The following is a 21,595-nucleotide window of genomic DNA, read 5'->3' as shown; positions in this document are numbered from 1 at the left end:
AGGGGGGTCCTCGTTCTCTCGGGATGAAGCACGCCCGGGGGCGCTGCAGGGGGGTGGTGCACCAGGGCGGGGGAGCCCCGGGGTGAGGGTCAGCCGACGTCGACCCCGAAGTCCTTGGCGATGCCGTGCAGGCCGGACGTGTAGCCCTGGCCGATGGCCCGGAACTTCCACTCGCCGAGGTGCCGGTAGATCTCACCGAAGATCATCGCGGTCTCGCTCGACGCGTCCTCGCTCAGATCGTACCGAGCGAGCTCCTGCTCGTCGGCCTGGTTGATGATCCGGATGAACGCGTTGCGGACCTGGCCGAAGCTCTGGCCTCGCTCGCCGGCCTGGTAGATCGACACCGGGAACACGATCCGGGTCACCTGCTCGGGGACGCGCGCGAGGTCGACCTTGATCGACTCGTCGTCGCCCTCGCCCTCGCCGGTCAGGTTGTCACCGGTGTGCTCGACCGAGCCGTCGGGGCTCGCGAGGTTGTTGAAGAACACGAAGTGCTGGTCGGACAGCACGCGGTCGCCGGGGCCGACGAGGAGCGCGCTCGCGTCGAGGTCGAACGCGGCGCCGCTCGTGGTGCGGGCGTCCCAGCCGAGACCGACGACGACGGCCGTCAGGTTCGGGGCCTGCTTGGTCAGCGAGACGTTGCCGCCCTTGTTCAGGCTGACGCCCATGGTCGGTCTCCTCCGGTTCGGGAAGGTCGGTGCGGTGGTGCGGGGACCGGCGGGGCCGGGCGGGGTGGTGCCGGACGTGCGCGCTCGCGCGAGGCTGCGCGGCCGGTGACGCGGGCGGTCGGGCGCACCCCGTGAGGCGCGCCCGACCGTCGTGCGTGGGCGTCAGACGTTGACGCCGAAGTCCTTCGCGATGCCCGAGAGGCCCGAGGCGTAGCCCTGGCCGACGGCGCGGAACTTCCACTCGGCGCCGTTGCGGTACAGCTCGCCGAAGACCATCGCGGTCTCGGTCGAGGCGTCCTCGGTGAGGTCGTAGCGCGCGAGCTCGTTGTTGTCCGCCTGGTTCACGATGCGGATGAACGCGTTGCGGACCTGGCCGAAGCTCTGCCCGCGGCCCGCGCCGTCGTAGATCGAGACGGGGAAGACGATCTTGTCGACCTCCGCGGGGACCGTCGAGAGCTGGACCTTGAGCTGCTCGTCGTCGCCGTCGCCCTCACCGGTGAGGTTGTCGCCGAGGTGCTCGACCGAGCCCTCGGGGCTCTTCAGGTTGTTGAAGAACACGAAGTGCCCGTCCGAGACGACCTTGCCGTTCGCGTCGACCAGGATCGCCGAGGCGTCCAGGTCGAAGTCGGTGCCCGTCGTCGTGCGGACGTCCCAGCCGAGGCCGACGACCACGGCGGTGAGGCCGGGTGCGGCCTTGGTGAGGCTGACGTTCCCGCCCTTGCTGAGGCTGACTCCCACGGATCCTCCAGAGGCTTCTGACGGAGGCGTGCCCCCCGTCGTGCTGACGCGCTGCCGCCAGGCTCGACGGCGCACCGATGCTAACAACGCAGGTGTCCGCACCGGAGTTCCTTCGGTGCAGGATCAGGGTCCGTTCAGGGTGACATCAGGGGTCGCGCGGCCCCCCGCGCGCCGCCGAGACTTTAGAGTCGACACGGACCGGACACGCGCGCGAGCCCGTGCGCCGGCGCACACGACGACAGGGAGACACGACGATGTCCGAGCTCGACCTGGGATCCACCGCGACGCCCGGCCCGGCGGCCGCCGCACCCACGTCCGGGGCGCTCGTCCTCACGCCGCCCGCACCCGTCGTCGTCGTCGAGGCGGAGCAGGCCGCGGGGGCCGTCCCCGTCGCCTCCGCGAAGCAGGTCGAGCTGCGGCAGAAGGCCGACGCGTTCGTCACCGAGCTCGTCGCGCTCGACACCCGCTCGCCCGAGTTCACGCAGAAGGTCGCCTCGATCACGTCGATGGGCGAGCAGGACATGCGCGCCGCCGCCGCGGTGTCGAGCCGCATGCTCGACCGGCCCGCGGCGGCGATGGGCAAGGCGAAGGGCGGCTCGGCGGCGGGCAGCGGCGACGCGCAGGTCCGGGTCGCCACGACCATCGCGCAGCTCCGGCAGACCGTCACCGAGCTCGACCCGCACCGCGCCGACCTCACGGGCGTCAAGAAGGCCCTGCGCTGGCTCCCGGGCGGCTCGAAGATCGACACCTACTTCCAGCGGTACCAGTCCGCGCAGCAGCACCTCGACGCGATCATCAAGTCCCTCAGCTCGGGCCAGGACGACCTCCGCAAGGACAACGCGGCGATCGAGACCGAGAAGGCGAACATGTGGGCCACGATGGGCCGGCTCGCCGAGTACAACGAGCTCGCCGCGGCGCTCGACGCCGCGCTCGTGGACAAGGTCGCGCAGCTCGAGGCGGCGGGCCGCCAGCAGGACGCCGACACCGTGCGCGCCGACGCGCTGTTCCCCGTGCGCCAGCGCCGCCAGGACCTCATGACGCAGATGGCCGTCAACGTCCAGGGCTACATGGCGCTCGACCTCGTCCGGAAGAACAACGTCGAGCTCATCAAGGGCGTCGACCGCGCGCAGACCACGACCATCGCGGCGCTGCGCACCGCCGTCATCGTGTCCCAGGCGCTCTCGCGCCAGAAGCTCGTGCTCGACCAGATCACCGCGCTCAACACCGTGACGTCGAACCTCATCGAGCAGACGTCGCAGCAGCTGCGCACGCAGGGCGCCGAGATCAGCCAGCAGGCCGCGCAGTCGACGATCGACGTCGAGAAGCTCCAGGCCGCGTTCGACAACGTGTTCGCGACGATGGACGCGCTGGACACGTTCCGCGCGCAGGCCGTCGACAGCATGGCCCAGACCGTCACCGCACTCGAGGGGCAGATCCAGCGCGCCCAGCCGTACCTCGCGCGGACCCGGCAGGGCGAGATCACGTCCTGACGCCCGACCGAGGAGGAGCCCGACCGTGAGGTGGTTCAGGCGGTTCACGGACGCCCGCGAGGACGCCGTCGTCCCGCCGCTGCCGCTGCCGCCCGCCGACGACCCCGCGGACAGCGTCGAGCAGCTGCTCGCGGGCGTCGCGGGCCTCGAACGCCTCGTGAACGGCAACGCCGGGCGGCTGCCGGCCGCGGCCGTCGCGAACGCCCGCCGGATCACCGACGTGCTGCGGGCCGTCGTCGCGCAGGCGCAGACCCGGCCGCTCGACGTGTACGCCACGATGTCCGTGCGCGGCACCGTCGAGGACTACCTGCCGACGACCCTCCAGACCTACCTCGCCGTCGACGCGCGGCTGCTCGACACCCCGCGCGGAGCCGGCCACACGCCCACGCAGTCGCTCATGATGCAGCTCGACGCGCTCCTGCAGTCGGCGACCGCGACCCTGCACGCCACCCAGAACCAGGACGCTGACGCACTGATGACGCAAGGCAACTTCCTCCGCACACGGTTCTCCGGCTCGGACCTGGACCTGTGATGGCGGCGCGGCCCATGGCGCGGGGCTCGAACGTCGAGCTGACCCGCGAGATACCGTCGCTCACCGGCGTCGTGCTCGGCGTGCGGTTCGCGTCGAGCGAGCCCGTGCTGATGGACAACATCGTCGTCGCGACCCTGCTGTGCGACGCGCGCAGCCGCGTGCTCTCGGACCGGCACGTCGTGTTCTTCAACCAGCTCGTCGAGCCGGACCTCTCGGTCGCGCAGCTCGAGCGGGTCGTCGGGACCGACACCGAGCAGGTCGAGGTCGACCTCGCGGGCGTCCCCGCCGACGTCGCACGCATCGTGGTCGTCGCGTACATCAACGAGGCGCTCGGGCAGCGGCGGACCCTCGGGCAGCTGCGCGAGGCGGCGGTGCGCGTGCTCGACCTGCGCGACAGCTCCGAGCTCGTCCGCTCCGAGAACCTCGCGCCGTCGCTGCGCGCCGAGACCGGGCTCGTGCTCGGCGAGCTCTACCGGCACACGACCGGCTGGAAGTTCAAGGTCGTCGGGCAGGGGTACGCGAACGGCTTCGAGGGCATGGCGGCCGACTACGGCGTGCCGCTGTGACGTCGCCCCGGTCGCCCAGGCCCGGCACGGAGGTGCGGCACGACCTGCCGTGGCTGCGGCGCCGGACGCTGCGGACGCGGGGCGCGGGGGGTGCGGCCGCGGCGGGCGCGACCGCGGCGGGCGCGACCGCGACGGGGGTGTCCGCGACGGGGGTGTCCGCGACGGGGGGTGCTGCGGCTGGAGCGCCCGCGGCGGCGCGGGCGTCGGCGGTGCCGACCGGCTCGGGGACGCCGGTGCGGCCGACCACCCCGGCGCCGGCCGTGGCTCCGCCGGCGGCGGCGGACCGCTCTCCGGCGACCTCCGGGTCGTCCTCGCTCGACCTCGGCTCGCCGGGTGCGGGCTCGACGTCGCTCGACCTCGGCTCCGCGGGCACGGGCTCCACGCCGTCGACCCCCGGCACGTCGGGCGCTGGCTCGACGTCGCTCGACCTCGGCTCCGCGGGGACGGGATCCACGTCGCTGGACCTCGGCCGCGCAAGCACGGGATCGACGTCGCTCGACCTCGGGACGGGCCCGGCACGGACCGCGACGCCGTCCCGGGCCGCAGCGCCGACCCCGGCACCCGGACCGGCTGGGCCGCACGCGCCGTCGAACCCGTCGAGCGCGGTCAGCCCGGTCACCGCGCAGGGCGCACGCCCGGTGACGTCGCTCGACCTCACCGCCTCGACCGCGCCCGCCGCTACCGCCCGTCGCGCCCGCCCGGAGCCCCCGTCCGCCGCCGCGGGCGACCTCGTGCTGGCGTTCGCGCCGCCGCGCGTGCACGCGGGGTCGCCGGTCGTGCTGACCCCCACGGAGCCCGTCGTCGCGCTCACGGCGCTGCAGTCGGGCGTCGGTGGGCTGACCGTCGAGGCGGCGTGCTCCGACGCGGTCGGCGACCTGCGCCTCGCGTGCGCGTACCGGCTGGCCGGCGCCCGGCCCTCGCTCGTCGCGCACAGCCGCGAGATCCCCGTCGCCGGGCTGCACACCCGCCGGCCCGTGATCGTCTCGTCGCGCGAGCGCTTCGAGCAGCTCGTCGTGGACCTGCGCCAGGTCCGTGCGGTCGAGCGGCTCGTCGTGCTCGCGTACTCCGAGTCCGGCGCGGCGCTCGACTGGGGTGGCACGCTCGTCGTGCACGGCTTCGGGGGGCTGCGCGTCGAGGCGCCGCTGCGGCACGGGCGGTCGGCGGGCGTGCTCGTCGCGCTGTCGGTGCTGCGCGTCGGCGGGGAGCTCGTGCTCCGCGCCGAGGACGAGCTCATCGAGGGCACCCTGCGCGACGCGTGCACCGCGCACGGGTTCGAGCAGATCACCTGGGTCGACACCCGGACCCCGCTCGTGTGAGGCGCGCGCCGCACGGCCGTTTCGCGCCCGCGAGCCACGGAGCGCGGAACCCGCGCCGCCGCGCCGGAGTTACGGAGTGCGAGCCCCACGGCACGAGCCGCAGAGCGCGAGCCGCAGAGCACGACCCAGCAATCCTGAGCAGCACGACCAGCCGCCGGTCCGCCGGCACACCGAGGAGGTCAGCATGGGAATCGACTACACCAAGCGTCCGGGAGCGCCCGACCCCGCACCCGAGAGCAGCGCGGCGGCGGGCGGATCCGCCCCCGTCTCGCTGAGCAAGGTCACGCTCACCAAGGCGGCGCCGTCGGTGTCGCTGACCAAGCGCGGCGGCGCGAGCGGGATCCTGCGCGTCAACCTGAACTGGAACGCGCGCCCCGCCGGTGCACCGCAGGGCGGCGGGTTCCTCAAGCGCCTCACGGGCGGTGGCGGCGGCGGGTCGATCGACCTCGACCTCGCGGCACTGTACGAGTACACCGACGGGTCCAAGGGCGTCGTCCAGGCGCTCGGCAACGCGTTCCGCGACACGCGCAGCGGCGAGGCGATCACGTGGCTCGACGGCGACGACCGCAGCGGCACGAACTCGGGCGGGGAGAACCTCTTCGTCAACCTCGCCCACGTGAGCGAGATCCGCCGGATACTCGTCTTCGCGTTCATCTACCAGGGCGTGCCGAACTGGGCCGCCGCGGACGGCGTCGTGACGCTGTTCCCCGCGTCGGGCCCCGAGATCGAGGTCCGGCTCGACGAGCACGACCCGCGCTCGCCGATGTGCGCGATCGCGATGATCGAGAACACGGGCGGCGAGCTCTCCGTGAACCGCGAGGTCCGCTACATCCAGGGCAGCCAGGCCGAGCTCGACCGCCAGTACGGCTGGGGCATGAACTGGACGGCCGGGCGCAAGTAGCCGGTCCGCCGGGACGACGACGGCCCCCGCCGCGGTGCGCCGCGGCGGGGGCCGTCGTCCTGCCGGTCAGGTGGGCGGCCCGGCGAGTCTCCGCCTATCGCGGGAGCGCCGCCGCGTCGCCGTCGCCGCGCAGGCGCAGCCAGGCCTCGACGACGACGAGCACCGCCGCCGTGAGGCCGACCGCGAGCACCACGGTGCCGGGCATCATCCCGGCCCGCGTCGCGAGCGTGAGCGCCGCGACGACAGCGACCACGACGGGCACCCCGAACCGGCGCACCGCGGGCTCGTCGTGCCGCACGTACATGCCCCACAGGCTGAGCAGGAACAGGGCGTAGGGGACGGTCACGGCGGCCGCGGCGGTGGTCGGGTCCACCTCGCCGTGGTGCGCGGCCTCCTCGATGACCAGGGCCAGCCCGGCGCCCACGGCGGCGACGGCGGCGAACACGATCAGGTGGAGGTAGGACCACACCCACGGCCACCACCGTGACGAGCCCAGGTGGTCGGCGGGTCGCTCGAAGTAGGCCCACCAGATCGAGAAGAGGACGAGCAGCCCGCCGACGAAGACCGGGGCGAGCGCGCCCGCGGCGCCCTCGTCGAGCGCGGTCTGGACCGCGCGCGACGTGGCGAGCACGGACTCGCCGAGGACGATGATCATGAAGAGGCCGTAGCGCTCGGCGATGTGGTCGGGGTGCCAGGGGATCGCCTTGCCTCTCTCGGCCCACATCGGCAGGAGCACCTCGACGACGGCCAGCGGCAGGCATGCGACGATCCACGCGGGCGACGGCAGGACGAGCAGCGTGAGCACCCAGGCGGTCTGCACGACGGCCAGGCCACCCGCGTACCGCAAGGCCGTCGCCTGCCGGGCGGTGTCGCCTCGCGCCACGCGCAGCCAGGTCAGGATCTGCGCGACGCGCATGAGGGTGTAGCCCGCGACGACCACCGAGAAGTCGCCGTCCGCCATCACGCGCGGCACGCCCGCGGCGAAGACGAGCGCACCGGTCATGGTGAGGAACGTCAGCGCCCGGAACAGGATGTCGTCGGTGTCGTACGCCGAGGAGAGCCAGGTGAAGTTGACCCACGCCCAGTAGATCGCGCAGAAGACCATCGCGAACCGGACCAGGCTCTCGGCCGTGTGCGCCTCCGCGATGCCGTGGTGCAGGCCCTCGGCGGCGAGGGCGACCGCGACCACGAAGACGAGGTCGAAGAACAGCTCGAGGGGCGTCGCGCCGCGGTCGTGCTGGTCCGGGTCCCGGCCGGCGAGGGGCACCGCGAGACGCATGCGGCGGTGCCCGAGGAGAAGCTGCTGACTCATGGTCGCCGACCCTAGGGCGCGACGGTCCGTCGGAGAAAGGGAGGCCTCGGCCGCGCGGGCGTCACCCCGTCCGCGCAGGGGGGTGTGCGCGCAGCGGGGCACCAGAGCCGCACGTCAGCCGGGGTGGCTCGGCGGAGGTGCGGGCTACCCTGGCGTCGTGACTTCGAGCGACGCCCAGCCCCCGAGCCGAGCCGCTCAGGGCATCCCGGCCGACGGCCCGCGCGACGCGACGGTGCCGGCCGCGGCCGGAACCACGGACGGCAGCCGGACCAGGGCGTCCGTCGGCAACCTGTCGGTCGCGCCGTCCGCCCTCGGCCTCTTCGTCTCCTTCGAGGGCGGCGACGGCGCGGGCAAGTCGACGCAGGCGCGGGCGCTCGCGGACCGCCTGCGGGCGCTGGGCCGCGAGGTCGTGCTCACACGCGAGCCGGGGGGCACCCCGCTGGGTGTCGAGCTCCGCCAGGCGCTGCTGCACGGCGACCACGTCGACCCTCGCGCCGAGGTGCTGCTCTACGCCGCGGACCGCGCGCACCACGTCGCGTCGCTCGTCCGCCCGGCGCTCGAGCGCGGGGCCGTCGTCCTCACGGACCGCTACCTCGACTCGTCGATCGCGTACCAGGGCTCGGGGCGGGACCTCGGGGCCGACGAGGTCGAGCGGATCTCGCTCTGGGCAACCGGCGGTCTGCTGCCCGCGGTGACGGTGCTGCTCGACCTCGACCCGGACGTCGGCCGCACCCGGCTCACCGGTGACCCCGACCGGCTCGAGCGGGCCGGCGACGACTTCCACCGCCGCACCCGCGCCGCGTTCCTCGCGCGCGCCGAGCGCGACCCGGGCCGCTGGCTCGTGCTCGACGCGACCCGGCCGGTCGACGAGCTCGCCGCGCGCGTGCTGGCGCGGGTCGCCGCGGCGGGCGGGTTCGAGGACGACCTCGACGCCGGCGACCGGACGCCGGTGCGTGCGGCGGGCGGCGAGCCTGCGGTGCCGGGGTCCGACGCGGCGACCGCTGCGGCCGGGCCCGACGCCGTCCCGGGTGCGACGCCCGGGGCCGGTGCCGCATGAGCGTCTGGGACGACGTCGTCGGGCAGGAGCCCGCCGTCGAGGAGCTGCGCGGTGCGGCTCTCGACCCGAGCCGCATGACGCACGCGTGGCTGCTCACCGGGCCGCCCGGCTCGGGACGGTCCAACGCGGCGCGCGCGTTCGCGGCGGCGCTCCAGTGCCTCGAGGGCGGCTGCGGCCACTGCCACGCGTGCACCACGGTGCTGCACGGGACCCACCCCGACGTGACGCTCGTCGCGACCGAGGGCGTCTTCATCCGCGTCGACACCGCGCGGCCGCTCGTCGAGCTCGCGCAGCGCTCGCCGTCCGAGGGCCGGTGGCGCGTCATCGTCGTCGAGGACGCGGACCGGCTCAACGAGACGAGCGGCAACGTGCTGCTCAAGGCCATCGAGGAGCCGCCGCCGCGCACGGTCTGGCTGCTGTGCGCGCCGAGCCCCCAGGACGTGCTCGTGACGCTGCGCTCGCGCAGCCGCTCCGTCCCGCTGCGCGTCCCGCCGGTCGACGCGGTCGCCGAGCTGCTGGTGCGCCGCGACGGCGTCGACCCGCACGTCGCCGCCGTCGCCGCCCGGGCGGCGCAGAGCCACATCGGCATCGCCCGGCGGCTCGCGCGCGACCCCGAGGCGCGGGCGCGCCGGGCCAAGGTGCTCTCGCTCGCGCCGCGCGTGCGCGGGGTCGGCGACGCCGTGCTGGCCGCCGGCGAGCTCGTCGAGACCGCGCAGGCCGACGCGAAGGCGGCGACCGAGGAGCGCGACGCGAGCGAGCGCTCGGCGCTGCTGCGCTCGCTCGGCGCGGAGGGCGCGGCGACGATCCCGCCGGCGCTGCGGGCCCAGGTCCGTCAGCTCGAGGAGGACCAGAAGCGCCGCGCGACGCGGGCGCAGCGCGACGTGCTGGACCGCGCGATGGTCGACCTCCTGTCGCTGTACCGCGACGTCCTCGTGATCCAGCTCGCCGCGGGCGTCGAGCTCGTGAACGTCGAGCACGAGGAGACCGTGCGGACGCTCGCCGAGAGCAGCACCGCGGAGCAGACGCTGCGCCGGATGGACGCCGTCGGGGTGGCCCGGACGAGGCTCGCGGGCAACGTCGCGCCGCTGCTCGCGGTCGAGGCGATGGCGATCGCGCTGCGACCCCAGGGCTGAGCCCCCTGGCGTCCGCCCTGCGGCCCCAGGGCGTAGCCTCCGGGCGTCCGCGCTGCGGCCCCAGGGCTGAGCCTCCGGGCGCTCGCGCGAGGCCCGCTGCGCCGAACGGGCGACGAGAGCGGCGTCGCATCCCGCTTAGGCTGGGGCGGTGCCCCTCGCCCCACGTGACGTCCGCCGTGCCGCCGAGCAGCCCCTGGCCGCGGTGACGCCCTCCCCGCTGCGCCCGGCCCGGCGCGCCTCCGGCCCGCTCCTGCGCGCCGCCGGTCTGCTCGCGGTGAGTGCGCTCGTGCTGGCCGGGTGCTCGAGCCCCAAGAACCAGGTCACCGTCGACCCGAGCGCCCCGCCCGCGTCGAGCGAGGGCGTCGCCCCGGAGCTCGCGGAGTTCTACGAGCAGCAGCCCGAGTGGACCGCGTGCGGCGCCCTCGAGTGCGCGACCGTCGTCGTGCCGGTCGACTGGGCCGAGCCCGGCGGTGCGTCGATCGAGCTCGCCGTCAACCGCTCGCGCGCGACCGGGGGCGACCGGATCGGGTCGCTGCTGACCAACCCCGGCGGGCCGGGGGCGTCGGGCACGGAGGCGCTCGAGAGCGTCGTGCTGCAGCGCGTGGGCACCGAGGTCAAGGAGCGCTACGACCTCGTCGGCTTCGACCCGCGCGGCGTCGGGACGTCGCACCCGGTCGAGTGCGTCGACGGTCCGGAGATGGACGCGCTCGTGGCGTTCGACGCCGACTACTCGACGCCCGAGGGCCTCGAGGAGGTCGAGGCGATGTACGGCGAGCTCGGGGCCGGCTGCCTCGAGCGGACCGGCGAGGTGCTCGAGCACGTCGACACCGTGAGCGCGGCCCGGGACCTCGACGTGCTGCGCGCCGTGCTGGGCGACCAGCAGCTCCACTACCTCGGCTTCTCGTACGGCACGGCGCTCGGCGCCACGTACGCCTCGCTGTTCCCGGAGCGCGTCGGCCGGCTCGTGCTCGACGGTGCGCTCGACCCGACGCTCGACTCCGACGAGGTCGCGGCGGGCCAGGCGGCCGGCTTCGAGTCGGCCCTGCGCGCGTACGTCGCGGACTGCCAGGCGGGCAAGGCCTGCCCGCTCGAGGGCACGGTCGACGAAGGGCTCGCCGCCGTCGCCGACCTGCTGGAGGACGCGCGCCGCAACCCGATCGACACCTCCGACCCGAACCGGCAGCTCACGGGCAGCCTCGCGTTCGCGGGCATCGCGCAGACGCTCTACGCGAACTCGCTGTGGCCCTACCTCACCGAGGGCCTGACCGGGGCGATCCAGCAGCGCGACGGCTCGCGGCTCCTGCAGTTCGCGGACCTGTACTACGACCGCGAGGCCGACGGCACGTACGCGAGCAACACGACCGAGGCGTTCTGGGCGATCGGATGCGCGGACGACCGGGCCACGACCGACCCCGACGAGATGCGGGCCTCCGCCGAGCGCATGGTCGAGGTCGCGCCGACGATCGGGCGGTACTTCGGGTACGGCGGTGTCGTGTGCGCGCGCTGGCCGGTCCCCGTGGCCGGTGAGCTCGACTCGTACACGGCCGAGGGTGCCGCGCCGATCGTCGTGATCGGCACCACCAACGACCCCGCGACCCCCTACGTCTGGGCCGAGTCGCTCTCCGAGACGCTGTCCTCCGCGGTGCTCCTCACGTTCGAGGGCGAGGGGCACACCGCGTACGGGCGGTCCGACGAGTGCATCTCCGGGGCCGTCGACGCGTACCTGCTCGAGGGCACCGTGCCCGAGGACGGGACGCGCTGTTGACGGGCGCCGGCGCCGGCCGCGCGCGGCGCTGGCCACGGTCGGCTGACGGCCCTGGCCTGCGGCGACGGGTCCGGCGGGCGCTGGTTTTGAATCCTGGGCCGGACGCCAGGTAGAGTGGCGCAGCCCGCTCGGCTCGACCGCGCGGCGCGCGCACCACAGCAGCACCCAGCAGTGCCTCAGCAAGCAGCAGTGCCGCCTTAGCTCAGTCGGTAGAGCGTCTCACTCGTAATGAGAAGGTCAACAGTTCGATTCTGTTAGGCGGCTCCACCCGGAACCCCGTCGGACCAGCGGAAACGCTGACAGTCCGGCGGGGTTTCATCGTTCCCACCCCCCTGACGTGTCCCGTCGTGCCCCCCTGGTGCCCCCCAGGTCGGTATTCAGCCTCTCCAGACCCACCAAATCGGCCCCGGTCCCGAGGAAGTGCAGGTACCGGTTCGTGGTCGCGATCGACTCGTGACCCATCCACGCCTGCACTGTCCCGGGGTCGACACCGCGGGCCAGCCACAGGCACGCGGCGGTGTGGCGGAGGTCGTGCACGCGGCGCCCGCGGTTCGTCTCGGCCCAACGCACCGACCGCACCGCCGCCGTGCGATGCAGCTGCCCTCCGCTCGCCGTGGTGAACAGCAGGTCGCTCGACGCCTTGTCCGCCGCCAGCCGCAGGACGACCGGCAGCACGCGGTTCGCCAGCGGCACCCGTCGTGAGGCGCGACCCTTCGTCGCCTTGACCGGCTGACCCTCCGGCTGCGACCGCCGCACCATCAGACCGGGCGTCGGGATCTGCATCACATCCTCGACGCGCATCGCCCGCGCCTCACCCCACCGCAGCCCGGTCCAGGCCAGCACGAGCAGGATGTCCGCTAGTTGCTGGGACGCCTCCGACCACGCCGCGTGCGCGTCCTCGAGCATCGACTCCGTGAACGGGTCCATCTCCTCGACGACGTGCGACTGCCGGGGGACCCGGACGTCGGTCACCGGGTTGGCGGCGATCATCTTCTCGCGCACGCACCACGCGAAGAACGACGACAGGCTCGCCCGGTACCGCCGCACCGTGCCCTCCGCCAGACCGCGGGCCAGCAGCGCCTCATAGGAGCGGGCGACCTCCCGCCCCGACACCGATCCCACCTGCAGCGCCAGCATGCTCGTCGGCATCAGCCGCAGGAGGTCCTGGTCCGACCGGTACGTCTTGCCGGCCACTGTCGTCCGACGGATCTGCAACCACCGGATCACCAGCGCCCGCACCCGCTCCCGACCAGCTCGCGGGTCGACCCCGCCGGCCAGTGCCGCCCGCTCCCGAGCGAGCCACGCCACCGCCTCGCGCCGCGTGTCGAAGGCCTTGCTCGCGACGTCCACCCGGCCGCTCTTGAGCTTCGCCCGCCACCGGCCGTTCGTGAGCTTCACGACGCTCATGCCGCCATCCTCGCCAGCCACGCGTCGACGTCGTCCTTTGCGTAGCGCGGGCAGTTCGGCGTCAGCCACGTGACCCGTGGCCCCTGACCGGTCTGCCGCCAGCGGCACAGCGTCGACGGCGACACCTGCAGGACCCGGGCCACCTCATAGCTCGTCAGCATCACCGGCAGCTCCGTACGGACCGCGGCGGACTTCGTTCCTGCGCTCATCGTCAGATCCCTTCGGTCACGGCGGGTCGCATGCTGCTGGCCCGCACACTGGCGATTGCCGAACCTTTGTCCACAGGCGGATCTGTGCCCGCCAGCAGCTCCTTGGCTCGGTCGTACTGCGCCCGCCATCGCCGCGCCTCTACGACCGTCGCCATGACGACGCGGCCGTAGTCGTACTGGGACAGTGGGACGTCGTCCCACACGAAGCGCGGCTTGCCGTCCTCGTGCAGCGTCTCTGCGGCCATTCGGTTGGCCGCCGGTGGCTTGATGCCCGCGGCCTCAAGTGCGGCACGCACCACGGCGGCGCGGTCTGCCTTGTGCTCCGTGAGGGTCTTGCCGGACCAGCGTCGGGATACCAGGACCCGTCGCCCGCCGACGCCCACGTGATCGCGGTCGTGTGCTTTGGACGCGCAGTGCCCTGGAACCAGACCCGGGCCGGCGTCGTGCGGCTGGACGCCGAATCGCAGCCAGTTCGCGCACTCCTTGGAGCAGGGCAGCCAGCGCACGTGCTCGTGGAGGCGGTCGATGTGCGCCTCGTAGGCCGCGTCACCTCCGTCGTCGTCGGCGTAGGTCTCGGCGACCGCCTTGGTGAGGTACTTGGTGAGGTAGCGCACGGCGCGGTCGGCGTTCGGGGTGCCCCCGAGGATGCCCTTGATGTCGACCCGCTGCCCGAGCCGCATCACGTGCGCGGGCCGGGCGTCCGGGTCGTCGTCTAGGGCCTGGATTGCCTGCTCCCACGTGGGCAGCGGGCAGCCGGTGTCGGGGTCGCAGTAGTGCTCGTCAGCCCAGACGGGAACCCGTTGGACGTAAGCGGGGTCGAGCATCGGCGGCCACCAGAGCTGGAGGTACGTGGCGCGCGTGACCGCGCGAACCGTCGCACGTGGGATGGCGCCGCGGATCGCGATGTGGAAGTGCGGAGCGAGGCGGCGCTGCGCCTCCACGGCGCCGAAGTACTGGCACTGGTAGCCGGCGCACCGGCGCAGGTTCTGCAGCCACCGGTCGAGCAGCTTGGGGAAGTGCAGGGCGTCGAGTGCGGCGCGTCGATAGTCGTACCGGGCGGGGTCGACCGGGACTCCGAGGTGCGGCTTCACCTTGCCGTAGGACGGCAGGGTGAGCGTGACGAACATCGACGGCCGGTACACCTTGCCGTCCGGAGCGGCGAAGACCTGTCCGATCGTGCGGGGATCTGTGGGACGGGTCGGCAGGTCCGGAGCGTCCGCCCGCCGCCGAGTCGAGCGCGTCTGTCGGTGTGTGTCGCCGCTATCCGTCTCGGCGGGCTCCGCGATTGGCGCCTCGGCGAGCTGGCCGTCGTCGGGGGCCACCGGCTCCGACTCGGCGTGCCAGCCCTCCGCGCATTGGGTCATCCGCAGCCGGCGGGCCTTCGCGGCGCAGCTGGGGCACACCGAGTCGCGCGTGGCTCCGCACCGGATCGGTACGGTCGTCACCTCACCGGTCACGCGGTCGGTCACGCGCCGCATCACCGGACGCACGCAGACGGCCTGCTCGATCGCGAGCTCGCGGATGACCTCGTCGTCGATGCCGATGCCCCTCATGCCACATCCCCCAACCCAGGCAGGAAGTCCGCGTCGACGTCACGGTTGACGCCGGACCAGAAGCCGCCGCAGGCGCCGACGCGCTGAGCGAAGTCGTAGCACGGCCCAGAGACCCGGCAGTGCCAGCAGACGTCGAACATCACCAGCTCGTCCGACGGGCTGACGTCCGCGGCGTCTGCGAGCCACGGGAGGTCGAGACGCTGGGCGCACGCGGCGTCCGTCATCCAGCGCGTGTCGGGGAGTGCGCTGGCCATGATCACGCCGCGCTTTCCTCGGACACGGGCACCGGAGTCGCCGGCCGGCCAAAGCGAGCGACCAGGCTCGCGATCTCCACGTCCGTGATATGCGAGAAGCGCACGCGCACCGGCTCCGCCACGCCATCGATCCCGACGTACCCGATCCCTGGACGCGACTCAGGGATGTCGTCGCACCGAGCACCGCGGTCTCGCGCGCCCGCACCGAGGACCAGGGCCACCTGGTCCGCCTCTGAGAGACGCAGCGCGATTCGCGTCGGGAAGAGGTCTCGCACGGTGACTACCTCCTTGCGGGGGTCCTGCACCGCGGCGACGACGCTGATGCCGACGGCGCGTCCTTGGGACAGGAGCAGCGCGAGTGCCGACCCGATCCGGCGCTTGGCGTCACGGTCGGCCACATAAGCCGTGAGACTGGCGAGCTCGTCGACGAGCAGCACGATCAGCGGCTCGTCGGCGGAGGGCGTGTGCAACCGAGCCACCCCACGCAGCACCGACTGGCGCCGGCGCATGACCGCCACGGCGTCCTCTAGCGTCCGCGCGAAGTCCAGCTCGTACACCGCGTCGTCCTGCGGGTCGCCGTAGACGAACCGGTGGAACAGCGCACGACCACCGGCGAGCTCCATGCCGCCCTTCGGGTCGAGCGCCCACACCTGCGCCGTGCGGTCGCGGATCGCGGGACCGAGCGCGGCCACGATCGACCACAGCACCGAGCCCTTACCGGCGCCGGTCGCACCCACCACGAGCACGTGCGTCCCCAGCAGGGGCAGGTCGTAGCGCCGTCCGTCCTCCCGCACCGCCACCGGCAGCGCAGATGGGTCGCTTTCCTCCGAGTCGAACGGCATGACGTCGCTCGAGAGCGGGTCGCTCGCGAGGAACCACAGCTCGAGCTGGTGCGGTCGCCGCTTGACGGTCCGCACGCGGCACTCCTGGCTCCCGAAGGTCTGCGCCAGTCGCGGTGCGTTCTGAGCCCAGTCCTCCAGCACCTGGCCAGGCAGCATCCGAGCGCGAACCAGGTCGATCCCGCCACGGCTGCGAACACTCACCAGTCCCGGCAGCCGCTGCGCGCGGCCCATCCGAAGCGCCAGGCCTGTCGTCGCCATCGCGGCCTGCCACGTGCCGCGGTAGACACGCGCCTCACGCCACCACCCCTGGGCCCTCGATGACACCCAGTCGGAGAAGCGCTCGGGGAGCACGACACGGAGGGCGACGAGTACCCCGACCATCAGCGTGACGGCGACGATCACGACGCCGGCTCCGTGCTCAGCGCCCACGCGCTGCAGCCACATCACCGCCACGATCGCCACGGCCGCGGCCGGGTGGTGCACGAGCCAGCCGAGGACCGGCACCCCGCGACGCCAAAGCCACCGGACGACCAGCGCCGCGACCGCGGGGCTGATTACCAGGCACAGGAGCAGGACGAAGCTCATGACGTCACGCGGCGTTGCTTGTCGAGGCGGTGCCCGTGCCCCGCTTGCTCGGGGCGATACCCTCCGCGCGGAACGACCACGCCGACTGCGCCCGACACCGGTGCGACTTCCCCGGGTCGGGCCCTGTGCACCGCGTCGAGTCCACCCACGGCGTCGCCGTCAGACCCTCGAACACCACGGCCGTGAACGGCGACGAGCCGTCGTTCGGCGGCGGCACCGGCTGCACCTTCGCTGCCATCTTGATCGTCACCGTCTTCGACTTCCGGGCCGCTTCTGGGTCCGCGTCCAGGACGTCGACCTGCCACAGCGGCAGGCCGGTCTCCTTGTCGTGGTCCTGCACCTTCACCTCCCGCGTCGACTTCTCGAAGTCGTACACGGGCGTCACCTCCGAGACGAGGTACGCCCCGAACGGGAAGACGTCGTGGTGCGGGACCTTGAACCGCCGCGCGAGTGCCATGGTGATCCCCTTCTCGTGGCGAGCCGGAAGTGGCTCGTCTCCAGGAGACCTCCGCCGAGTGGGACGGCATCACCGCGCCGAGGGACGTTTGAGGACGTCTGCGTCTTGACAAAACGTCCCCTTCTGCGACGCTGGCGGGATGGCGAACGAGAGGCTGCGTTCCGCGATCTCCGGGTCGGGCATGACGCTGGCAGCGCTAAGCGAGCGGATCGGAGTCGATCCGAAGACGGTTGAGCGCTGGATCACGACCGACCGTGTGCCGCACCGCACGAACCGCCAAGCGCTGTGCGCTGCGCTCGGACGAGATGAGGCATTCCTGTGGCCGGCCGCTGTCTCGGAGGCCCGCGCGCAGTCAGCTAGTCAGGCGGAGTTCGTCGCCATGCACCCCAACCGCGGCTCCGTCCCCGCAGGCACCTGGCAGTCCCTGCTCGAGGGGGCCACCGAGTCGATCGACGTCCTGGCCTTCGCGGCCAGCTTCTTCCACGACACCATCGCCGACTTCGACGACGTCTTGCTCAGGAAGGCACGTCAGGGAGTCCGGGTCCGACTCCTCTTCGGCGACCCCGCCGGTCGCGCTGTCCAGATCCGCGGCGAGGAGGAGAACATCGGCGACTCGCTCTCCGCTCGATGCTCCCTGACCTGGAAGTACCTCAGGCCGTGCCTCGGAGTGCAGGGTATCGAGGCCCGCATGCACGACACGACTCTCTACTCCTCGATCTTCCGATTTGACGAGGACTTGTTCGCCAACACCCACGCCTACGGCGCGCCCGCGAACCACTCCCCCGTGCTGCACCTGCACCGGGTCATCGGCGGTCGGCTCTTCCCCCACTTCATGGGCGCGTTCGAGCGAGTCTGGGACACGGCCACCCTCGTGCAGAAGGACGCCGCCGCCTAGGCTCGCTATGTGGCTCGCATCGACTACATCGACGACCCGAACGCGCCCAAGGCGAACAGCGTCGTGCCCTCGGTCGTCGCGGTCGTGACCGACGACGAGGGAAGAGTCCTCCTCATCCACAAGACTGACAACGACCTGTGGGCGCTCCCCGGCGGGGGACACGAGCTTGGGGAGTCGATCGCGGACACAGTGGTTCGCGAGGTCAAGGAGGAGACGGGCTACGACGTGGTGGTCGAGCGCGTCACGGGCCTCTACACGAATCCTCGGCACGTCATGGCCTACGACGATGGCGAGGTGCGGCAGCAGTTCTCCATCGCCTTCCGAGCAAGCCTCGTCGGGGGAGAGCCGGCCACAAGCAGCGAAAGTAAGGCAGTTGAATGGGTCAGTGAGGACGCGATCGCTCGCCTTCCGCTGCACCCCTCGATGCGCCTGCGCATCCAGCATGCGCTAGACGAGCGGGACACTCCCTACATCGGCTAGCCCAAGGCGAGCTGCGGCACGGACCGACGCTTCTCGCAATGACGTCGCCGACCTCGCGATGGCGCGCGACACCGGATCCGACGTCTCGTAGCGCTCACCGATTTCTGCCAACCGATCATCAACCAGCACGACGTGACCGCCCGGGCTCGTCGTCATGTCTACCCAAGTCAGCACATCAAGGAGCTCCTGGGGCGGGGGTGACAGGGTGGCGAGCTCGACCGATAGCCCTCGCTCTTCAGCCTCGAACACGGCGCCAGAGTGGTATCCCACCAGCGAAACAACGACGTCGTCTGAGTCCAGCTCGCGAAGGAACCGGGCGCCGTCGAGAGCGTGGAAACCGGTACGGGCGAGACGGGGGTCGTAGCCGATGTCGTGAAGCCAGGCCGCCACTGCCAGCGCCTGAGGGAGGTTGTGGTCGAGGCAGAGGCTCGCGCAGCGCGCGCCCACCGCCCTCACATGCGTCCAACGTTGGCCGAGGTGTGCGACGTGTTCCTCGGCCAACTGAATCGCAAGGGGGAGTGACGGGCCAGCCATCGCCTCACACTAACGACCGGCGCTGCGCCTGTTTGCGTTCCACCTGCTCCCCTGCGAGGAACGGGCTCCCCACCAGCGCCGTTGGCGGGCGACGCTACCGCCCGCTCCAACTCATCGGTGTCCCACGCTCGACTGTGACACCGGCGGCGCGCCTCCGTGCCGCGGCATCTGCGACCGCGGGGTCGAACAGCCGCGTCGCAGACCGCGCTTGCCGAATGCTGAGAAGTGGCGCCTCCGGTCGGGAGGTTGATGGCTCGCTACCGGCGGGCGCGCAGAGGTCGGTGGACGGTGGGCGACTGTGCCGCCCGCGCCAGGAGCTCGCGAAGTTCCGGGGTGGTGTCGTACTCGTGCTGCGCGTCGTCCGCCATCCAGGCAGGGTAGAACAGCACCCCCGGCCACCGCTGCGCATCACGGGCTATTCGACCACCGGTGTCCACGGCAGCGCGTCGAACGTCGGGCGCTCGTCGTGGATCAGCCGTGCAAGCGCGTGCAGCTCGGTCACACTCGGCGCAAAGACCTGGAGCAGACCCTCCGGGCTTAGGCCCCAACCCACGTCCGCCTGGCGCACGAGCGGCTTGAGTGCCCGGGCGTGTGCAGCGTCGGACACCACACCAACGAACGGGAGACCCTCGTTGCCGTGCGAGTCGACGTGGCCTCGGCAGCTGTTATAGGTGAAGAAGCCGGCAGAGCGCAGGGCAGCGACGAGGCCCGCTGCACCCACGTCGATGGGTCCGACCACGTCCGAGGGTAGGTAGTCGTCCCCTCCCTCGAGATCCACCGCGAGCTGCTCGTACTGCGCGCCGTCGCCGGCTGCCTCGTCCAGGCGCGCAAGGGCGGCCTCTTCCCAGCGGAGCAGCTCGGCCGCGTCCTCCCACTCCACCGGAAGGGGGTAGCCGTATTGGGCGTTGCCGGTGAAGGAGCCGGAGTCGAGCTCCTCACCGGTGAGCTGAGCGAGCTGGTCGAAGTCGACCTCGTCACTCGGGAGGCGCCCGAACTGGGGAATCATGTGCCGCTCCTTGCTGCGCGGAAGGCAGAGCCCTGTCTGTGTGCGCTGTGTGCGCTGTGTGCGCTGTGTGCGCTGTGTGCGCTGTGCCGTGTGGTGCACCGTGTAGATCGACCGAGGATCGCCGAAGTTGACGTGCGCGCCTGCTCTCTCCGCAGTCACGATCTGGTGGTGCCTCGGCGGGGTCAAGGGCGCCCCTGGCGTCACTCCGTGATGGCCTGCGGCCACTCTTGACCCCGCCGAGGCACCGCCATGTTGCTCCGCTATGAGGACCATCGCATCGTGTGACTAACGCCGTTTCGGATCTGGTGAGCCGGCCGACAGGCCAATCACTCGAAGTGCGTCGACCCAGATCCTTCCGCGAGGGCCGCCGGCGTCCGGCGCACGATCGGCTTGTCGCCAGCTTCTTGGACTGCTCGAAGCAGGTCAGGGGCGAGCGTCTGCAGGTCGTCCTGGTCAGCCAGGATGTGCTGGCGGAGGACGTAGTAGGCGGCGCCGATGCTGACGCCGTTGCCCAGCTGCTTGTAGGTAGCAGCGTCCTTCTGGGGCCCGAAGTCGAAGTCGTCAGGTAGCCCCTGCAGCCGTGCAGCCTCTCGGGGGGTGATCCGGCGCTGCCGAGGGCCGTAGATGCTGGTCTGGGTGATGGCGACTAGTGCCGGCAGGTATGTCGGACGCTTAGCACGGATACCGGAGGGTCGGAGGTGCATGACGGTGTCCCAAAGAGAGGCCTCGTCTTGTGCCTGCCACTCCAGCTTCCGACGGGACGGAGGGAAGTACACGTCACCCTCGCCGCCGTAGTCCGGGTCTCCTGCGCTCTCAGGGCTCATCCACACGGCAAGCTCGTCATCGCCGTCCCAGGCCGGGTGCCACGCCGGGAACCATGCCCTTCTCCAAGCGTCGATAGTGTTCCGGTGCTGGAGGTAGAACGCACTGTTCTTGCGGAGGAAGTCGCTCTTCCACCCCGGTACGCGCAACCCCTGCGGGTCGTCTTCGGGGTAGTTCGGCTCGGGCCTGAAGTCATCGAGCCAGAGGGGAAACCCTGGGAGCCGTACCCCCTCGCGCTCCTCAAGGAGCCGTCCCACGAGATCGTCCCAGCAGTCGATCCATCGACGCTCCGCTGGCCGAAGCCGGTATGGCTCGGTCGCCGGACCGTCCGGATCAAGCACGTCCGCGACGTTCCACGAGACACTCGGGTCCCAGCCCATCACGGGGCGCAGCGGCACCACCGGCTCACTGCTCGCCTCCGCCCACGCGCGCTCAGGGCCGACCAGGGTTCCGGTGATGAAGACGCGCTCACGCACCTGGGGCGCTCCGCCAAGCTCAAGCGGCAGCAGATGAGGACTGAACACCGTGGGGACGTCGCTCACCCGGTACCCCAAATCCCGGAGGCTGCGCACGATTGTCGTCCACGTCTCCTGCTGACGAGGTCCGGCGAGGTTGCGCACGTTTTCGAGCAAGATCACCTTCGGCTGGCGCGCTTCCAGGATCTGGCAGATGTCGAAGAACAGCGTCCCGCGAGTCTCGTCCTTGAACCCGTGCTGCTTGCCTGACTTGGAGAACGGCTGGCACGGAAAGCCCGCGGCCAGGACGTCGAATCGCTCAGGGACCTCGGCGGTGACCTCAGGCTGCGTGTAGCGCGTGATGTCGCCAGCCGGAGCCCGGCCCCAGTTGCGTCGGTAGACGTCGGCGGCGGCCGTGTCGATCTCGCTGGCCCACTCGCACCGTCCGCCAAGCGCACCAAGCGCTCCGTGGAAGCCGCCGATGCCCGCGAACAAGTCGATGAACGTCCAGGGGGGCGCTGCTGCATCTGCGGGCATAAGGGAAGCTTAGCCCGCCTCGCCGACAGAGCAGGAACGCCCAGGCAGGAGACACGTCGCTCAGGGGCGGCTGATGCGCTC

The 21,595-nt window shown here is 72.1% G+C and carries 21 protein-coding genes, 1 tRNA gene and 1 pseudogene; 11 read left to right on the top strand and 12 right to left on the bottom strand.

Annotated elements, in window-relative coordinates:
• Positions 1-89 precede the first annotated feature (89 nt).
• Complete coding sequence (locus ACWFNE_RS09480; RefSeq protein WP_452122170.1) at positions 90-668, bottom strand: TerD family protein; 579 nt, start codon at positions 666-668, stop codon at positions 90-92.
• Between the two features lie 162 nt (positions 669-830).
• A complete protein-coding gene (locus ACWFNE_RS09475; protein WP_412870829.1) occupies positions 831-1,406 on the bottom strand; it encodes a TerD family protein in 576 nt (191 codons plus the stop codon).
• Between the two features lie 254 nt (positions 1,407-1,660).
• Between ACWFNE_RS09475 and ACWFNE_RS09470 the strand changes: the two genes are divergently transcribed.
• From ACWFNE_RS09470 to ACWFNE_RS09450, 5 genes are all read left to right on the top strand, one after another.
• Positions 1,661-2,896, top strand: coding sequence for a toxic anion resistance protein (locus ACWFNE_RS09470; RefSeq protein ID WP_452122169.1), 1,236 nt, complete (start codon positions 1,661-1,663; stop codon positions 2,894-2,896).
• A gap of 25 nt (positions 2,897-2,921) precedes the next feature.
• On the top strand, positions 2,922-3,428 hold the full coding sequence (locus ACWFNE_RS09465) for a hypothetical protein (RefSeq protein WP_452122168.1): 507 nt from the start codon (positions 2,922-2,924) through the stop codon (positions 3,426-3,428).
• The gene (locus ACWFNE_RS09460) at positions 3,428-3,994 is read left to right on the top strand and encodes a TerD family protein (RefSeq protein ID WP_452122167.1); all 567 of its coding nucleotides are present in this window, start codon (positions 3,428-3,430) and stop codon (positions 3,992-3,994) included. The genes ACWFNE_RS09465 and ACWFNE_RS09460 overlap by 1 nt, the downstream gene beginning before the upstream one ends.
• 233 nt (positions 3,995-4,227) lie before the next feature.
• Positions 4,228-5,310 carry a hypothetical protein gene (locus tag ACWFNE_RS09455; protein ID WP_452122166.1) on the top strand — a complete coding sequence of 361 codons (1,083 nt, stop codon included), beginning with the start codon at positions 4,228-4,230 and terminating at the stop codon, positions 5,308-5,310.
• A 184-nt stretch (positions 5,311-5,494) separates the two neighbouring features.
• A complete protein-coding gene (locus ACWFNE_RS09450) occupies positions 5,495-6,211 on the top strand; it encodes a TerD family protein (RefSeq protein WP_452122165.1) in 717 nt (238 codons plus the stop codon).
• A 94-nt stretch (positions 6,212-6,305) separates the two neighbouring features.
• Here ACWFNE_RS09450 and ACWFNE_RS09445 read toward each other — a convergent pair whose 3' ends face one another.
• Positions 6,306-7,523, bottom strand: coding sequence for a low temperature requirement protein A (locus ACWFNE_RS09445; RefSeq protein ID WP_452122164.1), 1,218 nt, complete (start codon positions 7,521-7,523; stop codon positions 6,306-6,308).
• A gap of 289 nt (positions 7,524-7,812) precedes the next feature.
• Between ACWFNE_RS09445 and tmk the strand changes: the two are divergent.
• The 4 genes and pseudogenes from tmk to ACWFNE_RS09425 all read left to right on the top strand — a co-directional run.
• A pseudogene (tmk, locus tag ACWFNE_RS09440) lies at positions 7,813-8,424 on the top strand (dTMP kinase); the annotation flags it as partial.
• A 152-nt stretch (positions 8,425-8,576) separates the two neighbouring features.
• On the top strand, positions 8,577-9,713 hold the full coding sequence (locus ACWFNE_RS09435) for a DNA polymerase III subunit delta' (protein ID WP_452122163.1): 1,137 nt from the start codon (positions 8,577-8,579) through the stop codon (positions 9,711-9,713).
• Between the two features lie 148 nt (positions 9,714-9,861).
• Positions 9,862-11,478 (top strand): alpha/beta fold hydrolase, encoded by a 1,617-nt coding sequence (locus ACWFNE_RS09430; RefSeq protein ID WP_452122162.1) that lies wholly within the window; start codon positions 9,862-9,864, stop codon positions 11,476-11,478.
• Positions 11,479-11,669: 191 nt separating this feature from the next.
• Positions 11,670-11,745 (top strand) — tRNA-Thr (locus ACWFNE_RS09425).
• Between the two features lie 48 nt (positions 11,746-11,793).
• Here ACWFNE_RS09425 and ACWFNE_RS09420 read toward each other — a convergent pair.
• From ACWFNE_RS09420 to ACWFNE_RS09395, 6 genes are read right to left on the bottom strand one after another with little or no spacing between them, the layout of a single operon-like run.
• Positions 11,794-12,954 carry a tyrosine-type recombinase/integrase gene (locus ACWFNE_RS09420; RefSeq protein ID WP_452122161.1) on the bottom strand — a complete coding sequence of 387 codons (1,161 nt, stop codon included), beginning with the start codon at positions 12,952-12,954 and terminating at the stop codon, positions 11,794-11,796.
• Entirely contained in the window at positions 12,882-13,094 is a 213-nt protein-coding gene (locus ACWFNE_RS09415) for a helix-turn-helix transcriptional regulator (RefSeq protein WP_452122160.1), read from the bottom strand. Before ACWFNE_RS09415 ends, ACWFNE_RS09420 begins: the two co-directional genes overlap by 73 nt.
• Positions 13,095-13,096: 2 nt before the next feature.
• Positions 13,097-14,647, bottom strand: coding sequence for a replication initiator (locus ACWFNE_RS09410; protein ID WP_452122159.1), 1,551 nt, complete (start codon positions 14,645-14,647; stop codon positions 13,097-13,099).
• On the bottom strand, positions 14,644-14,907 hold the full coding sequence (locus tag ACWFNE_RS09405) for a hypothetical protein (RefSeq protein WP_452122158.1): 264 nt from the start codon (positions 14,905-14,907) through the stop codon (positions 14,644-14,646). Before ACWFNE_RS09405 ends, ACWFNE_RS09410 begins: the two co-directional genes overlap by 4 nt.
• Positions 14,904-16,328 (bottom strand): FtsK/SpoIIIE domain-containing protein, encoded by a 1,425-nt coding sequence (locus tag ACWFNE_RS09400; RefSeq protein ID WP_452122157.1) that lies wholly within the window; start codon positions 16,326-16,328, stop codon positions 14,904-14,906. Before ACWFNE_RS09400 ends, ACWFNE_RS09405 begins: the two co-directional genes overlap by 4 nt.
• Positions 16,329-16,332: 4 nt before the next feature.
• Positions 16,333-16,785, bottom strand: coding sequence for a plasmid replication, integration and excision activator (locus ACWFNE_RS09395; protein WP_452122156.1), 453 nt, complete (start codon positions 16,783-16,785; stop codon positions 16,333-16,335).
• 139 nt (positions 16,786-16,924) lie between these two features.
• On the opposite strand from ACWFNE_RS09395, the gene ACWFNE_RS09390 reads away from it, so the two are divergent.
• Both ACWFNE_RS09390 and ACWFNE_RS09385 read left to right on the top strand, forming a co-directional pair.
• Positions 16,925-17,680: an XRE family transcriptional regulator gene (locus ACWFNE_RS09390; protein WP_452122155.1), complete on the top strand. Its 756-nt coding sequence runs from the start codon at positions 16,925-16,927 to the stop codon at positions 17,678-17,680.
• Between the two features lie 9 nt (positions 17,681-17,689).
• Positions 17,690-18,160, top strand: coding sequence for an NUDIX hydrolase (locus ACWFNE_RS09385; protein WP_452122154.1), 471 nt, complete (start codon positions 17,690-17,692; stop codon positions 18,158-18,160).
• Here ACWFNE_RS09385 and ACWFNE_RS09380 read toward each other — a convergent pair.
• From ACWFNE_RS09380 to ACWFNE_RS09370, 3 genes are all read right to left on the bottom strand, one after another.
• A complete protein-coding gene (locus ACWFNE_RS09380) occupies positions 18,128-18,694 on the bottom strand; it encodes an HD domain-containing protein (RefSeq protein ID WP_452122153.1) in 567 nt (188 codons plus the stop codon). The two genes, ACWFNE_RS09385 and ACWFNE_RS09380, sit on opposite strands and share 33 nt — an antisense overlap.
• Positions 18,695-19,109: 415 nt before the next feature.
• Positions 19,110-19,700: a hypothetical protein gene (locus ACWFNE_RS09375; RefSeq protein WP_452122152.1), complete on the bottom strand. Its 591-nt coding sequence runs from the start codon at positions 19,698-19,700 to the stop codon at positions 19,110-19,112.
• A 326-nt stretch (positions 19,701-20,026) separates the two neighbouring features.
• Positions 20,027-21,514 carry a DNA cytosine methyltransferase gene (locus ACWFNE_RS09370; RefSeq protein WP_452122151.1) on the bottom strand — a complete coding sequence of 496 codons (1,488 nt, stop codon included), beginning with the start codon at positions 21,512-21,514 and terminating at the stop codon, positions 20,027-20,029.
• Positions 21,515-21,595: the final 81 nt, after the last annotated feature.

The sequence above is a fragment of the Cellulomonas sp. NPDC055163 genome (assembly GCF_053607065.1).
This window is presented reverse-complemented; position numbering and strand designations above follow the sequence as displayed.